We start from the raw sequence: 16,133 nt of genomic DNA, 5'->3' as shown, positions 1-16,133 counted from the left end.
CTCGGTCAAACGATGTTTGAAGTTTTAGTTTTTACAGTTTCTGCTGCAAGCTCATCTTGCCATCCATGATTTCATAGACTTTGTCCGCGAAAGGCATCAAACGCGTATCATGTGTGACGACTACGATGGCTTTGTCGCGCTGTTCAGCCAGTTCCTTAAAGAGCTGCCCGATTTTAACGACACGGTCTGAATCCAAAGCGGCACTGGGCTCGTCGGCCAGGATGACTTCTGGATTTGTGTAAACAGCTCTGGCAATCGCCACGCGCTGTCTTTGCCCGCCGGATAGCTGACCGGGATATTTGTTGACCAAATCTTCGATACCTAATTGGGCAAACAGTTCCTTTAGCTCTTCTGCATTCAGATTACCTTCCGGCTTGATCCGATCGACAAAAGCTAATTGTTCGCTGACTTTTAAATAAGGGACCAGGGCATAGGACTGCAGGACAAAACCAATATGAGCCAGCCTCAATTGATCGCTTTGTTTGCGGCTCAGCTGATTAATCGATTGGCCTTCGATTGAGACATCGCCCGATGAAGCTGTCCGCAGACCGCCGGCGATGGTTAGAAAGGTACTCTTGCCGGAACCTGAAGGACCGATAATCAACACCAATTGTCCTTTGTTGGCAGAAAAATTTATATCTTGTAAGACGTGAACAAGACTGCTGCCGGAACCGAAATAATGATTAACGTTTTTTAATTCAATTGCTGACATATTAACCTCCAATAACGCTGACTGGATCGATTTTCGCAATTTTTCTTGCTGGCAGCGCTGCACCGATAATTCCCATGACCACCAAGCCCAGGGTAATCAGCGACAACATGACGGGATTAAAGGAGAGCGGGACACCGAAAGGAATCAGGCTGGCTGTAATGGCTGTCAATAAGGCGCCACCAATGATACCCGCGACCATTAAGATCAGCGATTGGTTGATAATCGTGCTGACAAGTTTAGCCCCGGGGATGCCTTGTGCTCTAAGGACGGCATATGTTGGCAGAGCCTGAATCGTGAGAATATATAGGAAGACGGCAATCACGACCAATGAGATGACCATCAAAAATCCGATCATAAAGGCAAAAGTCGTGTTCTGCGCGGAATAGCCAGGTAACTTAGAGATGAAATAAGGGCTGCTGTATTGTTTTAAACCTTTAACTGCCGGCGCAAAGTCAGCTGTTTTGGAAATAATCGCACTTCCAGCTACTTGGCTGCCAGGGAAAGGACGCAGCTTTTTCCAAATTGCCATTTGTCCATAGACAATCGGCGCGATATTAAGCTTGGCATTTTTCGTAAAACCGACGATTGTATACTGGCTGGACGCGGAATTGAATTTGATTTTGTCTCCGATCTTGTAGCCCTCGGATTTAAATTGCTGATCGACGACAACTTCGTGCTGCTTGCGAAAAGGGCGGCCACTGCTGGCCACGAGATTTTTGGCAATATATTGGTTTTTGTCGAGCCCGATAAACTGTGCCGATTCTTTTTCGCGATTGCTGCTTTTGACAACGACCGCTGCTTGTCCGACAATTGCTTGGCTTTTCGTCAGGTTGGTTGCAGCGAGCTGTTTCTTTGTGATCGTGGATTGCGACAAATTCACATTAGCGTTGCGATTCAAGAGGACACTTTTTGTGTGCCAGGATTCGATTGCCTGCGTGTTCTCGCTCGCTAAGCCGTTTGCCAGTCCCGACAGAATAAAAATCAGGTAGCTAATTAGGACGATCATGGCCGTGATCAGCGTGTAGCGCAGTTTTTCGTGACGAATTTCCTTTAGAGCCAGATACATAATCATACCTCCTGTACACTTTGTGATTTCTGCCTTACCGCCTCATTTTACTCTTTAGTGGATTTTTGTTAGTGATTTTGCGTGATAATAAAAAGTATTGATGAGAGGGGGCGATCGTGATGATTAATCAAGTAAAACGAATTTATGAATTTGCTATTTTTTTCAACAATAAACAATCACGAGGTAATTTTTATATTGGTCAAACTAAGAAAAGCATCACGGGTCGAACTCACTCAAATTTATATGATGGGTTACGACGCATGGAGTGAGTGCCAGTCAGTCGCAGCTTATCTACAAGAATGTCGTTCTTCGACTAAATATCAGCAGGGTACTTGGTGGGTTCTTGAAGAACAAGGCCAGCTGCTGAGTTCGTTAATTATTTATGAACTGTCTGATCACGTGTTAGGAATTGGGTCGGTCTCAACGGATCCAGTTCACCGGCACCAAGGCTATGCGACGACCATGCTCAGGCAATTTATGGCCGCCCATCCGGCATTTAATTTCTTTTTGTTCAGTGACATCGATCCATCTTTCTATAGACGATTGGGCTTTCAGGCTGTCAGCCAGGAAAACCAGTCTTATTCGGATACAACGCTGATGTATTATCCTGAAAATTTTCATCCAGCAAAGAATCAGCTGCCAACTTATTTTTAGAATTGAAAACGATTAGTAAAACGCGCCCGATTAAATTCGGGGGTGTTTTTTATTTCTAGAATATCTGCTGAATGCTTACCATTAAGCACGTGAGGGTGAACCAGTTTATTCATTGGGAAAACAAATGAGAAAATTGAAAGGATCTTTGTTATTCATATTGATTGGTTCTTCGTTCCTCGCAAGGTACCTCGAGACTCATCCATTGACTGGTATAAAATTGCAGCGAATTTCTGGGATGACGTTAATTACCAAACTTGTGGTGTGATAGTTAGTAGTGGCTCGACTCACTAGTCTCATCGAGATCGTTATTATATCACGACTATAAAAGCGTTTACATTAACCTGTATAATAGAGGTGAGCTGCTCGCAAGTGACTAAATGCGGTGGCTTCAACTCTGCAGTATTGATAACGAGAACGATTTACTTGAGAAAAAGGAACATCTTCATATATTACGTAACTCATCAAATTCACCGATTGGAGCACTATTATGAGATCAAAACATAAAGGACCAGCTTTTATGGACAATATGTTCAAAAAGTTTTTAAAAGTCACGGTTGCATGTAGCCTGATTACAACAGGTGTTCTTGTTGCAGGAACAGTATTAGTTGCCAAGAAAATTGACCAATCTGGAGACAAAATGCAAAATAAAAAGGACTCTATCAAGGATAGAGTCGTAGGCGCGGCAAATGTCCTAATGGGAAAAGCCAGTAGCAACATGCTTCAAGAAGATAAAGGCAAGCTTCAACAAGCTGCAGGGAAAGCCAAGGATACCTTTTCTGATGTGAAAGATGAATTAGGCGACAAGGTCAACGACATTAAAAATAAATTTAATTGAGACGACGTCTTAGTTGCCTCAGTAAAAAAAAGACCGACACGAGATCATTGGTCTTTTTTTGTTAGTTGATTTTTTGGCTTTCTTTGAGAATCGAATGGCAGCTCTCTTCGTCTTAGCACACGTTTAATATATTTTAACTTTTTGGAAGAGAGCAAAATCAGCAGTGTGTGGGTCATCGCTTGGCAGGTATCCATTGGAGACGATATGGCCGCAAACTGGCAGTTTAACGAAGTGCCAGCTGATTTATAGTTAATTTAGGCCTTGAAAATAAAGCTCTATTTCTTTTTTTAGATTCGACTGGAGTGGCTTGATCCGCCAATGGTCGCTATTTAGTTCGCTGCCAACGCTGGCCACAAAATTTTCGAAGTTTTCTTGATGAGCCGCTGTTTCAAAATAATCCTGATGGGCTTTCTTCTCGGATTGCCAAGTGCTATCTGCATGTGATCGACGGCTGAATAATGGTTTAGCCAAGTGATAGAAAGAACCCCGGAGTATGGCCGTTAGCCAACTCGCTTCATCATGCGATTGGGCTAATCCATTCGGCCCTATAGCAATTTTGTTGAAAGTTTCGATAACCGAGGGAATCATTGATTCCTTGAGTGCCATCGAACAACCAGGCCGATAAGTAGCCAGATTATAAACGTTGGGAATTAGCTGAAACAAGCCCTCATAACCAGCTTGTTTCTCCTGAAGGGTGTACGTGGTCAACAGTGTTTGATCTTTTGGCTGAAAATCATAGTCCGAAACAATTAATTCAGCCTGCTGTTCATGAGAAAAAGCTTTCAGGAATGTGCTGACCTTATCGGAATACCAGATATCATCTTGGTCAGAAAAGAAAACGAGGTCGGTTTCGATCTTGGTAAGCATGTCCATGAAGTTTTTCCGCCAACCCTTTTGATCATCGTTGATCTGAAAATCCCATGTTTGGTGCAAAGCGTGATTATCAATAAATTGCTCAATCATCTTGGAAGTCCCATCAGTGGAACCATCGTCTCTGATAATTACTTTAGTCACAGGACTTGTTTGTTCAAGGATGGAGGCTAATTGGTCATAGATAAAAGCTGACCCGTTATAAGTCCCCATAATAACAGTAGAAGTCAGTTCCATCGTTTCTCCTAGTCTATCGTCAGAAAAAAGCACTTATCGTGCTTTAGTTTTTTAATACCTATTTATTTGTATTCATCCTGACCATCAGCCAGGAAACAATGGCCACAACAACAACGGCGCCGATGATGGATTGAAAGATCGCAATGCCGGCCAGATGCCAGCCCCAGTCTCCGAGGATAGATTCACCAAGCCAGGATCCGACTAAACCGGCTGCGATATTAGCAATCCAGCCCATTGAGCCGCCTTTGTTCGTGATCGCGCCAGCGATGGCACCGATGATGCCGCCAATGATTAACACCCAAATTATATGCATCTTTTTCTCCTTTAATTTTGACGATTATTTAAACCCTATCAACACTATTCAACTCTTGGTTTTGAAGCATCTTTAGCTCGATTTTGAGTCTTTCTAACTGTTTCTTGAACTTTATCTGAGACTTTATCGCTTTGTTCGGAGACTGCCTTGCCGGTATTTTCGGCAACTTCGCTTGCTTTATCTTGTAAACTGACTGAGTCTTTTTCATATTGCTCTCGAGTCTTAATATCAGTGACATTCACATTGACCTCTACAACTTCAAGATTGGTCATTTGGTTGACTTGTTTAGAAATCACTTTCTTAATTTCTTGATAAATTTCAGCGATATTTTTGCCGTATTCGGCTACAATTGATAAATCAACAGCGACTTGTTTTTTGCCAACTTCAACATCAACACCAGTTGTTTTATTGTTTGTATTGACTAGCTTCTCGGCGATGTTGGAGAAAAAGCCACCATCAACCGTGAGCAAGCCGTCGATTTGTCCAATAGATAGCCCAACTATCTTTTGAATCACTTTATCCTCATAGGATAAAGTCCCCCGAATCTGCGGTGCGTTTGTTTTATCAGTCTGCTCTGGTCCAGTTTCTTTGTGTTTATTAATAGTATCCATAAGAAGTGCCATCCTTTGTAGCTTTTATTTTAAATTGCTTTAATTAAAGATCGTAATCTACTTCAAAATGCCAATGTTGTGGAGATAAAAACCAAGCATACCACCAAGCGTCGTCAGTAGAAGAATCAAGATAGTCTGCCAAAAACCTAAGGTTAAAAATAAGATCGCAATCACAAAGCCAACGAAGCCAATAATGATCGGCCACTTATATTTGCTAAAAATTATTTCCATCTTCTTTTCTCCTATTCCACACGATGGTGTTCGTGCTTGGCTAGATAAACATTTTTGAATTGCAGAGTTATTCGTAGTTTTTCTTTTGGCGCATTCAACAACGTTGACAGTTTATTTTTCAAATTCTCCTGAAAGCGCTGGTTGACATCGGGGAGAACATCCTGAGGATTAAAAGATCCTTCTAAGTGAACCTTAATCCTTCTGGCGGTTACTCGTACTTTTACTTTTGGTTCTTCAAGAAAGCCACTTTCTTGGGCGATTCGCTTCGCAAAGTTCTCAATGGCTTTTTCTTGGATTTGCAAGGTTCCTCGATCTTCCTTAAAAACCAATTGATGTTTTTGAGAAGGCCAAAAAGTAATCACAATCAAACACAACAGAATAATCACAATTAAACCGCAGGCTAACCAGAAAAGCATAACAGGCATATATTCGCCGATGACCGGGTACTGGGTCAGTGGGGTCAATCTGAAAGGAAAAGATCCAATTGCCTGAAATCTAACCACGATCTCCCAAAGCGGGATCAGCAACAAGGCACCCAGCATCATCAATAAATATTTGATAGTTTTTAACATTTGACCTCCTTTTCTGAAACTCATTGTTCATGGAAAGTGGAAATGAAAGCGCTTATAAACAGCTACAACTCAATTATAACAGCTTTAAGTAAAGGATAATGTTGAGCTAATTTTGGAGATAATTTAAGCCGTTATTGTCTAACGGCACCTATTTCTCTGAGACTTGATCCGGCTAAATTCAGACTGTTTATTAGCGATGCAGTATATTGCTAAGCAGATAAGACCGTATGTGCCATCAAGGAACACAGATTATTGGTTATGGTCGTCGATTAATCACAAAAAAGTCAGCAATGGCGAATCGATAGCAAAATCAGCTCATTAAACTAGCAATAAAATTGATCATCGTGGCAATTAAAACCGTACTAAATAAAAAGGAAATTAAAGCATGACTCAGAGCCAACTTTCGAAAATCTGTGGTCAAAAAAGTTGTGTCAGAGACCTGATAAGTCATACCAATTGTGTAAGATAGGTAGGCAAAATCCCAGATATCTGGCGCTTCCTTGCTATTAAAATCAATTCCGCCATCGCTAAAATGTGCATTCCTTCGATAGTACATTTCTGAATAATGGACGGCATAAAGCACGTGAATTAGATTCCAAGAACAGAAGATACTAAAGAGACAGAAAATAATTTTGATTGGGTTCCCTTTACTGCTTGTAAAAAGAAGGACGCCAATCACAAGACTAATGAGACTAGCTAAGAGAATCAAAACATCTAAAACTGGATAGCGGACACCGACACCTAAAGCGATTTGGCGGGTATGTTGGCCGCTGCTCGGCAAAAAAGCCCACCAGATTAACACAATTAAGGATAGCGATGCTGTATCCCAACCGGCCAATAGAGCTATCTGCCAATTAAAGAAGAACAAGGATACGCCAAACAGCACCAGACCCAAAACTGCTGAAAATAGAAAACGATTCCTTTTTCTCACTGCTGTCTGTATTTTCACAAGTGCCCCTTAGAAATTAACTTAATTTTATACTAAAGTAATTTCCGTGTTTGATCACTAAGAAGGTCTGCTAAGAAAATTGGCCTATTAACAGATAATTCGACGGAAATGTTGGTGTGTTAGAAAACCAAGCGGTGCCAAAACTAGGAACCAACGATTTGGCTAGCACAACAAAAGATATCGTCCATAAAGTGTCGGTCCAGTCGAAAACAAAAACATATTAAAAAAGCCGCTTAACCGCGGCCTTTATTAAACACTAATCGAACTCTTCATACTCGTTTGGATCCTGATTATCAACTCGGCCATCAGGACGATTTAGTTGATTTATCTGAGCAACTTCATCATCACTTAAAGCAAAATCGAAAATGTCCAAGTTATCCCGCTGGTGGAAAACACTGCTGGATTTAGGAATCGGCAGGATGTCTCTTTGATGATGCCAGCGCAGAATGATTTGTCCGGCATTCTTGTGGTATTTCTTAGCTAAATCTAAAATCAACGGTTCGGATAACTCTTTACTGCCTCGGCCCAAGGGACTCCAAGCTTCGGTTAAGATATGACGGTCTTGGTTAACAGCCAGCATCTTTGGTTGCGGCCAGTAAGGATGGATTTCAATCTGATTAACGGCTGGCACTACTGCTGTCTCTGAAATAATCTTATCCAGGTGCTCAGCTGTAAAGTTGGAAACACCAATCGAACGAACCAATCCTTGTTTGCGTGCTTCAATCAAAGCTTGCCACGCTTCAAGGTAAAGGCCACGTTTGGGGTTTGGCCAATGAATCAGATATAAATCCAAATAATCAATTCCCATACGGAAAATTGATTCCTGAATCATCTTTAAAGCATCCTCGTAATGGTGATATTTGCCGGGCAATTTGGAAGTGACAAAAAATTTTGAACGCGGGATACCGGAACGACGAATTGCTTCGCCAACCGCACCTTCGCTATCGTAATTAGTTGAGGTATCAATTAGGCGATAGCCATCTTGAATAGCTGTTAAAATTTGGTCAACCCCTCGGTTGCCCCGGATTTCATAGGTGCCAAATCCAATTGATGGCAATAGGTGACCGTCATTGAGTACTAAATTAGGGATTTTACGAGTTTCTATCATTGTTTTGCCTCCACTCTCATTCTATAATTCTTTCTCTAAGTCAAAATTAAATGGATTCAAGGGGAAATCGCTCCATCTTGCAGCCAATCAATGTAAGTGTGTTTGTCTTGTCCATAACTGCTGTCATTCATCTCCTAATCCTGGTGCACAAATAAGACTAGTTCTTGATCAAAGGGGCTATATCTCGATCGGGAATCGAACCCACAAAAAAACAAGCCCATCGGCTTGTTTTCTACTATACATTAGTTGCCTTGTGTGATGGAATTATAGGCTTTTCTGACAACATTGAAATTGCTATTTTTCGAATGCTCAAAGCCGGCGATACCATAAAGGTTTTCGACGAGCTTTTTGCCTTTTTTTGTCTTCACGATTTGCATGAAGGCTTTAGAAATTTTCTTGTCCAGTGAAGCGGACAGCGTCTTTCGAACCGTGATCGTATCATTAGGAATCTTCATGGTTTGTGCCAAAATCCGCGTGTCTTTGAAAATGTTAGGCACATCGCTCTTGACGAGATTGCGGGCATCCTGATAAACGAATGCGGCCTCTGCCTGCTTGTTTGCCAATGCCAGCACCCCTTGATCATGGCCTTTGACAGTCACAAGATGGGCTTTTTTTACAACATCGATGCCTCTAGCATTCAGGTAGTAAATGGGGAAGATGTAACCCGAAGCACTGGTCGAATCCTGGACCGCGATATTTTTACCTTCAAGGTCTTTTAAACTCTTGATATTGGAATCTTTGCGGACAAGAATCAGTGACCGGTACCAGCTGACCATTTTCTTTTGGTTGGAGCCGTCGTGATTGATACCGTTTCGAACGACTTGGAGCAGAACTTTGGACCCATACTGCTTGTGAGCCTGGACGTAGCTTGCGGGCGGTAGGAAACCAACATCGATTTTACCGGAGCCCAGGGCTTCGACGATCGAATTATAATCCGTGGAAACGGTGACCTGGACTTTTTTGCCTAGGCGCTTGGATAACATTTTTCCCAATGGGATGGCGCGCGCCTGCATTGTCGAGGCATTCTCAGAAGGGACGAATCCGACACGTATTGTTTTGGGATTACGGCTTTGTGCAGCTGAAGCAGGGGATGCAGGCAGGCTGGAAATGAGACCAGCTGCCAGCAGCAGACTGCCGATAAAGGTGATAATTTTTCTCATAACTTCTCACTCTCTCAATCTTGATAATTTAAGTAAATAATACCTTTAATTGGTTAAAATAAAGGTATCGTTTACTTTTATTTTAACCTCTTGATACGATATCACGGTGGGGAGGGGAAAGCAAGCTCGATTTACCCAAGAATTTGCTTTGGTATTAATAAATAAATATCAAATAATTGCTGTTTAATAGCGTAAGTATCAACGCTCCAATAAACTATAATCAAAATAGTATTTTATTTTGGGGAGAGTATGGCAAATTATAAAACGAAAGCTGAATTGGACTTTGAAAAAGAGGTTGTGAATCAGCTGACAGTTGGGCATAATCAGTGGGTCGAGCGAAAAGATCTGTATGAAGCAACCCCTGAACAACTCTGGGCAAATCTTCGCGAAAAAATAAATAACAACAATTACGCTGTTTTGCAGGGTCAGCCATTAACCGACCAGGAATTCGGTCGTGTCCAACGAGCAATTGAAGTTCAGACACCATATGAAGCCGCCCAATTGCTTGCTGCTGAAAATGGTATCGGTAAAATCGTGATAGAGCGTGATGATGCCCAGCTTGATAAAGTAACGCTTGAGCTTTTTTGGAAAGCTGATGTTGCCGGCGGCAAGTCTAGTTATGAAATTGTGCGTCAGGCTGTACGTCCAAAGGGCACAAATATAAATGGCGATGATCAGGATCGTCGTTTCGATGTCACTTTATTAATTAACGGCCTGCCTTTAATCCAGCTTGAGTTCAAGAAATCAACTGTCGAACTTGGTCAAGCGTTCACTCAAATTAAAAAATATGCAGCGGAAAGCAAGTACACAGGTATCTATTCTTTACTGCAAATGTTTGTCATTATGAGTCCTGATAGCTCTGCCTATTTTGCTAACTGTGAGCCAGGACATTTCAATGATTCTTTCATTTTTCATTGGCGTACACGAGACAACAAACCTGTCGAAGATGGCCTGAAATTCACTCAACAAGTTTTGAATATCCCCATGGCACACAAGTTGGTCAGCGAATACACAGTCATGGATGAAGAAAGAAAAAGCCTGATTTTGTTGCGTCCCTATCAAATTTTCGTTTTGCCCGGACAAAAGATTTATAACGCCACGGCTAATGATCGTTTGGAACGATATTGTTCTCGAGCGGGGATCCCAGTCATCAGCGTTCATGGTCTTAGACACACTCACGCTTCATTGCTGCTATATGCTGGTGTCTCAATTGGTTCTGTAGCTAGGAGACTGGGACATTCGAATATGAATACGACTCAAAGAACTTATTTACACGTGATTCAGGAATTAGAGAACCAAGATACTGACAAAATCATGAGATACCTGACAACTTTAATGTAAAAAATGTAAGAAACGCATGGCAACATGCGTTTCTGCTTAATTGGGTGCATGACGCTGGTTGACAGTTATCAGGTCATCAAGTGTTTTTAAAAACGTACCAATCTTGATTTGTTCGTCTTTTTCAGGGATAGGTACCTGGATATCCATCATCTTAGTTTTAGAAATATTGAATCGAGAAACTCCTTGGGCAAGTAACTTAATATCTTTTCTTACTATCTCTGTTCTTAGCATGAAGGCTAGATAGTTGAGATCAAAATGGTAGGTAGGTCTATAACCAAAGGTGAAACTGTTTAAGTATATATTAGGCAATTTAAAGGTCCAAACGCTCGACATGCCGACCTCCTCTGGTGTTTCTGAGGAGGTTGTAAAGAAAACATCGCCATATTGAACCAAATGTTGTTTTGAGTCTAACTCCACTCGTTCCAAACCTTTTTCGGATGCGATGGGATTTAAATACACATTCATATACGTCACAAATCTAGCATCTCCGTAACCAAAATCTTCCTTAGTTTTTCCAGAGAGACCTGTGAATGTTTTTCCCAGATCACCCAACTTACGCTTTTCCCAAGTAAGGCGTTTTTTAAAAAATATAAGAATATAGTTATCTTTAAAAAATAACGAACTTTATGGTGAAAATGAATAGAATATAAAGGTTGATTACGAACTAATTACTACTGATTTTTCATTTCGAATGCAATATTGGAAAGATGGTAGACAAAAAAATAGCTCTCTTGTCTTAAACAATCTCTGGTTTTATCATGCAGCAATTTCAGAAAGTGAAATTATCACTATCTATACGACAAAATAATTCCTGGCATCTTTGGCTTCAGATATGTGTCAGATTAATGAGGCAGAATTCCCGCCCTTATTTGTTTGATGATAGGTAGGCCTGGGGACTGTAAGGTAGGTAAAATAGGTGTAGTGCCAGATCGTCATTCAAAATTAAAGGTTATGATAGAGACGCTTGCGTTTGTTTTATTGGTAGCGGGTTTTTCTTTTGCTGTGCTCAGGCCCGTGTATGAACGTTTATCTCAAATAAAATTTAATAGGCATTTAAAAATAAAGTCCGGCCAGGTTTATCATGACCAGGCGTCAACTGGCCTTTGGGCCTTTACTTTAAAAAATGAATCTAAGACCGCCATACTGGTTGGATACCAAAAGAACAGTACAGAAAAGAACACGGCGGTTATTACTTTACCAAGTCGCGTGTCTTATCACGGCGTAACCTACACTGTGACTTCTCTTGGTGATGGCAAAAAATCTGCATTGCCGCGACACAGCGCAACTACGCTTGTTCTTCCTAAGACCTTGAAATCCATTAATGCCTGGGCACTATCAAAAAGCGACTTCTCTAATGTGGTTATTCCTGATCGTGTCGTTTCCATTGGCAACTGGGCTTTTAGTCATGACCAGCAATTAGAATCAATTGTCGTACCGCACTCGGTAAAATATTTGGGGTCAAACGCTTTTGCCTGGGATCCGTCACTTAAAAGTGCCCGGCTAGACGATCTTGCAGTCAAGCTGGGAAATACTTTTATGGGTGATACTTCACTAACAGATGTGGATCTGGGCAACCGGATTATTACGATTGGACAGTTTGTCTTTTACTCTTGTACCGCTCTAAGGCGCGTTTACATTCCTGACTCAGTCACTGTTCTAGATAATTCAGCTTTTGCATATGATCAAAACTTCGCTTGGGTTTCTCTGCCGCGTCAATTATTAGTCAGGCCACAAACATTTTCTAGGAATGTCACGATTGTGAGACGATAAAATAGGTTGTGCGGGTCTTTAAAGGCTGTACAACACTCAGCCAATCTTTTTGATTGCGATGGCAATAGGTCCTGAATCGTTCTGTGCTAAACCGATCATCTTATATCTTTAGTCCTCTTTGGTATAGAGAATAACCATTTGCCGGTCTTTAGCTTTAAGAGCCCACTTCGTATGCAGCACCTCCCTAGTTTGTACGATTGGAACGACATAGGATCGTAGAGTTGTTCTTGGTCATTTTTAGGTGTGTACTTGCGCTTCAGATGTGTGTCAGATCAATGAGGTAGAGTCCGATCTGTGGTCTGTGCCATGCGAAGGCAAAGTTTCGGACGCGCAAGATCAATTAGAAGTGACAAATAATGTTCTATATTACGGTTTGCAAATGAAATTGAGTAAATATTCAAATTTCCTGTCGGAGAATCTCGTTTTTAAACTAAAATTTAAATGAGTAAAAGGATTTAAAGGGGAGATTATGAAGAGCTTGTTTTTGTTGTGCGTAATAATTGCGTCAATTAGTTTGGTCTTATTTGTTGTTTCGGGAATTTTATTAATCTTAAAGAAATTTAGAACGGTTTCAAAAATCGTTCTTTTTCTATCGCCGATTTTACTTATTTTCTCAGTGATTGGCGGATGGGCTTCTAATAATCAATATCAAGCCACTCTGAGGCAAGCGCGAATTGCCCGGGAAAAGCAGGAGCGGAAAGTTGCTATTAAAAAATCAAGTACCTATAAGGCAGATGTGCTGGCAGACGGATATCTTGCTGGTTCGGAAATTGAAAAATCTGGATCTTATATTTATGGTAAGTGGCAAAGCTATTTTAACGATGATAATGCGGACTACAGTTCAGATGGCATCACCAAAGTTGTTAGCGCGGCTGTGAGTGATCAATCTAGTAACTTGTCTAAAGCGCAGGCTAAGATTTCTGCTATAGAAGATGATGTTTCTAAAATTAGGCTGATTTATGACAAATATCCGAATATCACGCGGATTGCAAGTAATTATTCAAGCAGCAAAAAAATGCTGAATTTGTTAAATAAGTTTTACGATAATTGTTCGAACCCTGTTGGCACCTACAATGGTTGGACCGACAAATATAATAGTCTCGATAGTGATTTGGGCAATTTGCTAAAAAGCGATTACTGATTTTTTAGACTTGAATACTCGGATGCTTCTTTGACACCACGTGCCACAACATTTAGGCTTATGCTGTTTGTATAACTTGGCCGCATCCACACCGCCGACTAAATAAAGAAAGCTGGGCATGCCTATCAAATTCAAGAAGCTAAGAATTCTTATTGCTGGTGTTTTACTGATTTTTTTGGGGTGGACGATTATCCACTTTTTCATTCTGACATGGCCGTCGACTACTGCCAGCTGGCCGAGTACTGAAAAATTAGCTGGTTACAAGCCGCCTTCAGCAAGGGTTAAAGCGTTTGCGAGGGCTTACCCGGCCGATTATTGGGACAAGGATACGCACACACGATATGTCTTTGATGAGTCGCAATACATATCCGGGTTTTTTGTCGACGATATTAACTTCATTAATCACTACTATATGGCTCGCGACCAGCATCGCCCGGGTATTTTTGTGGTGGTTGTGCCGACAACTCATGGCGCGAATATTGCTCAACAAGCCGAGCAGGCCTTTAAAAAACACAAGCTTGATAAACGGCCTCACGATACGGCTTTACTGATTTACGTGGCAATCAAAGACCGCAAAGTATCGGTGGTGACGGGCAGTGGTTTACGCAGCCAGATAGGGGATAACGCTATTTCCTGGATTGTGAACGATCAAGTCAAGGCCATGATGCAAAAAGGAGATTATAGCGAGGGCATTGATAAGATGGTACGCCGCGCTGCGGGTCTGATCAATCTTTACATGGATCCGAGCGTCAAAGCCAAAACGAAAGCCAGTCAGCATGCCTATGCCCAGACTTATTTGCAGAAATTCAACCAATTTGCGCTCATTTTTTTGACTGTTGGAGTGGTTCTGGTTATTGCGTTATTCGTCTTCTTGTTACCGAGAGCGCGCCGAAATAAGCAGATGCGTCTGGCACTTGTTTCCCTGCAGCCTGTCATTCAGCCCACTCTAGGGGAGATGACACCTGAGCTGAAAGATAATTTAGTCCTGCTCACTCAGGCTCTGCAGACTGTCGATGCCGATTTATCGACACGCCTTAAAATCGCAGTGAACATGCTGCGTTATGGGCATCCTGATTCCTTAGGGCTGATACAGGTTTTCGAGGATTTTTCTCGCGCGGTTAAGCTCTATGCGGGTTATGGCGGTAGCAAAAACTATCAGGGTTCCGAGATGACTTGGGCGAATCTGGCTTTGCCAACTTTTGATCCTGTGGCCTTTGCTGCGGATTTGGCAGCGTTGGATGTATTGAAAAAATCGGATAGCCAGCAGTAATTTTTATCGAGCTTTCAGCCACCAATGCAGGAACTGCGAGATGGCAATGATGACAACTACGCCGATCAGGCCGGCCCAAAAGGATTTGGCTCCGAAGAAGAGCCACAGAGAAATTGCGATTAATTCAGCTGCAAAAATCAGATATTTGGTCATGTTTTCGCTCCTTGCTTCCTTAATTATTCCTTATTTTGGCTAAGGTTGACAACTTATTACTGAATACTCCTATAATGATCTCAATCAAATCTGAAAGGAGTTTTTATGTGCACATCAATTACGTATCAGACAGAGGACAATGTCCGCATGCTGGCTCGGACGATGGATTTTTCATTTCAGCTGGGTGCCAAACCCATCTACATCCCGCGCAATTACCATTTTGCAACGTTGGCAGGACAGTCGGGATTCACAAGCCGTCTCGCTTTTTTGGGTGCTGGTGCCAATGTCGGCGGCTATATTTTCGCCGACGGTCTCAATGAAGCAGGCTTTTCGATGGCCGCTTTGTATTTTTCGGAAAACGCCCAATATGCCGATCAGCCAGATCCTGACAAGGCCAATCTTGAATCAGCTGATTTGGTGGCTTGGGGTCTCGGCCAGGCGTCTTCTGTGGCAGACTTTATCGATCGTTTTCAAAAAGTCGTGATCGTCAATCAGGAAAATCGTTTCTTGAAAATTGTCGTCCCGCTGCATTGGGTGCTGGCTGATAAATCCGGCGTCTCAAAAGTTCTGGAAATCACAGCGACTGGTGTGCATTATTACGATAATCAGGTCGGTGTCATGACCAATTCGCCGGCTTACGGTTGGCATATGGAAAACCTGCGCCGCTATAATCATTTGCAGCCGCAGGATCATGTTGACAGACAGTATGGCAGCTTTAAAGCGATTGCCGATGGCCCGGGATACGGTGCGATGGGCTTGCCTGGCGATTATAGTTCTGTTTCTCGTTTTATCAGAGCCGTCTTTTTGAGAAATTATATAGGAAAGACAACTGGCTGCGAAGCTGGCGCGAAGGCCGTTTTCCATCTTTTGAATGCTTTTGATATTCCCAAGGGCGTCAAAATTCAGGCTAATGGCGAGTCGGATTACACGCAGTACAAGACTGTCATGGATTTGACGGATTCAGCCTACTATTTCCAGCTTTATGAGCAGTTCGGGCCGGCAAAATATGTCTTGGATGCCCATCTTTTGGCGAGCGATCAAGTCGTAGAATTGGATAAAGCGACTGCATGATAATCATTTGCGAGACCGAGAAACCGGTCTTTTTTTGTCTCATGTATAATAAAAATAGATTATGTAAAC

Annotated in this window: 19 protein-coding genes; 7 read left to right on the top strand and 12 right to left on the bottom strand. The window is 42.0% G+C overall.

Going from position 1 to position 16,133, the window contains the following annotated elements; all coding sequences use genetic code 11:
• Positions 1-31 precede the first annotated feature (31 nt).
• Complete coding sequence (locus tag NRF22_RS02430; protein ID WP_263779078.1) at positions 32-712, bottom strand: ABC transporter ATP-binding protein; 681 nt, start codon at positions 710-712, stop codon at positions 32-34.
• Between the two features lies 1 nt (position 713).
• On the bottom strand, positions 714-1,778 hold the full coding sequence (locus NRF22_RS02425; protein ID WP_263779275.1) for an ABC transporter permease: 1,065 nt from the start codon (positions 1,776-1,778) through the stop codon (positions 714-716).
• Positions 1,779-1,973: 195 nt separating this feature from the next.
• On the opposite strand from NRF22_RS02425, the gene NRF22_RS02420 reads away from it, so the two are divergent.
• On the top strand, positions 1,974-2,432 hold the full coding sequence (locus NRF22_RS02420; protein WP_263779077.1) for a GNAT family N-acetyltransferase: 459 nt from the start codon (positions 1,974-1,976) through the stop codon (positions 2,430-2,432).
• A 487-nt stretch (positions 2,433-2,919) separates the two neighbouring features.
• Positions 2,920-3,267 (top strand): CsbD family protein, encoded by a 348-nt coding sequence (locus NRF22_RS02415; RefSeq protein ID WP_263779076.1) that lies wholly within the window; start codon positions 2,920-2,922, stop codon positions 3,265-3,267.
• 249 nt (positions 3,268-3,516) lie between these two features.
• Here the strand turns inward: NRF22_RS02415 and NRF22_RS02410 are convergent, their stop codons facing one another.
• The 8 genes from NRF22_RS02410 to NRF22_RS02375 all read right to left on the bottom strand — a co-directional run bounded on the left by NRF22_RS02410 (position 3,517) and on the right by NRF22_RS02375 (position 9,318).
• On the bottom strand, positions 3,517-4,374 hold the full coding sequence (locus tag NRF22_RS02410; RefSeq protein WP_263779075.1) for a glycosyltransferase: 858 nt from the start codon (positions 4,372-4,374) through the stop codon (positions 3,517-3,519).
• A 58-nt stretch (positions 4,375-4,432) separates the two neighbouring features.
• Positions 4,433-4,687, bottom strand: coding sequence for a GlsB/YeaQ/YmgE family stress response membrane protein (locus NRF22_RS02405; RefSeq protein WP_263779074.1), 255 nt, complete (start codon positions 4,685-4,687; stop codon positions 4,433-4,435).
• A gap of 44 nt (positions 4,688-4,731) precedes the next feature.
• Entirely contained in the window at positions 4,732-5,298 is a 567-nt protein-coding gene (locus NRF22_RS02400; protein WP_263779073.1) for an Asp23/Gls24 family envelope stress response protein, read from the bottom strand.
• Positions 5,299-5,355: 57 nt separating this feature from the next.
• Entirely contained in the window at positions 5,356-5,529 is a 174-nt protein-coding gene (locus tag NRF22_RS02395) for a DUF2273 domain-containing protein (RefSeq protein ID WP_032810206.1), read from the bottom strand.
• An 11-nt stretch (positions 5,530-5,540) separates the two neighbouring features.
• A complete protein-coding gene (amaP, locus tag NRF22_RS02390; RefSeq protein ID WP_263779069.1) occupies positions 5,541-6,101 on the bottom strand; it encodes an alkaline shock response membrane anchor protein AmaP in 561 nt (186 codons plus the stop codon).
• A gap of 310 nt (positions 6,102-6,411) precedes the next feature.
• Positions 6,412-7,050, bottom strand: a complete 639-nt coding sequence (locus NRF22_RS02385; RefSeq protein WP_263779068.1) for a DUF1345 domain-containing protein — start codon at positions 7,048-7,050, stop codon at positions 6,412-6,414.
• Between the two features lie 256 nt (positions 7,051-7,306).
• On the bottom strand, positions 7,307-8,158 hold the full coding sequence (locus tag NRF22_RS02380; RefSeq protein ID WP_263779067.1) for an aldo/keto reductase: 852 nt from the start codon (positions 8,156-8,158) through the stop codon (positions 7,307-7,309).
• A gap of 242 nt (positions 8,159-8,400) precedes the next feature.
• Positions 8,401-9,318: a phosphate/phosphite/phosphonate ABC transporter substrate-binding protein gene (locus NRF22_RS02375; RefSeq protein WP_263779065.1), complete on the bottom strand. Its 918-nt coding sequence runs from the start codon at positions 9,316-9,318 to the stop codon at positions 8,401-8,403.
• A 249-nt stretch (positions 9,319-9,567) separates the two neighbouring features.
• Here NRF22_RS02375 and NRF22_RS02370 point away from each other — a divergent pair, with 249 nt between their 5' ends.
• Entirely contained in the window at positions 9,568-10,659 is a 1,092-nt protein-coding gene (locus tag NRF22_RS02370) for a type I restriction endonuclease (RefSeq protein ID WP_263779064.1), read from the top strand.
• A 36-nt stretch (positions 10,660-10,695) separates the two neighbouring features.
• Here NRF22_RS02370 and NRF22_RS02365 read toward each other — a convergent pair whose 3' ends face one another.
• On the bottom strand, positions 10,696-11,250 hold the full coding sequence (locus NRF22_RS02365) for a restriction endonuclease subunit S (protein ID WP_263779274.1): 555 nt from the start codon (positions 11,248-11,250) through the stop codon (positions 10,696-10,698).
• 330 nt (positions 11,251-11,580) lie between these two features.
• On the opposite strand from NRF22_RS02365, the gene NRF22_RS02360 reads away from it, so the two are divergent.
• From NRF22_RS02360 to NRF22_RS02350, 3 genes are all read left to right on the top strand, one after another.
• The gene (locus tag NRF22_RS02360) at positions 11,581-12,429 is read left to right on the top strand and encodes a leucine-rich repeat domain-containing protein (protein WP_263779063.1); all 849 of its coding nucleotides are present in this window, start codon (positions 11,581-11,583) and stop codon (positions 12,427-12,429) included.
• 469 nt (positions 12,430-12,898) lie between these two features.
• Positions 12,899-13,570, top strand: coding sequence for a hypothetical protein (locus tag NRF22_RS02355; protein ID WP_263779062.1), 672 nt, complete (start codon positions 12,899-12,901; stop codon positions 13,568-13,570).
• Positions 13,571-13,688: 118 nt separating this feature from the next.
• A complete protein-coding gene (locus tag NRF22_RS02350; RefSeq protein WP_263779061.1) occupies positions 13,689-14,840 on the top strand; it encodes a TPM domain-containing protein in 1,152 nt (383 codons plus the stop codon).
• A 3-nt stretch (positions 14,841-14,843) separates the two neighbouring features.
• Here NRF22_RS02350 and NRF22_RS02345 read toward each other — a convergent pair whose 3' ends face one another.
• Complete coding sequence (locus NRF22_RS02345; RefSeq protein WP_263779059.1) at positions 14,844-14,993, bottom strand: hypothetical protein; 150 nt, start codon at positions 14,991-14,993, stop codon at positions 14,844-14,846.
• 105 nt (positions 14,994-15,098) lie between these two features.
• Between NRF22_RS02345 and NRF22_RS02340 the strand changes: the two genes are divergently transcribed.
• A complete protein-coding gene (locus NRF22_RS02340; protein ID WP_263779058.1) occupies positions 15,099-16,064 on the top strand; it encodes a choloylglycine hydrolase family protein in 966 nt (321 codons plus the stop codon).
• Positions 16,065-16,133: the final 69 nt, after the last annotated feature.

The organism is Oenococcus kitaharae (assembly GCF_025758695.1).
Classification (GTDB): domain Bacteria; phylum Bacillota; class Bacilli; order Lactobacillales; family Lactobacillaceae; genus Oenococcus; species Oenococcus kitaharae_A.
This window is presented reverse-complemented; position numbering and strand designations above follow the sequence as displayed.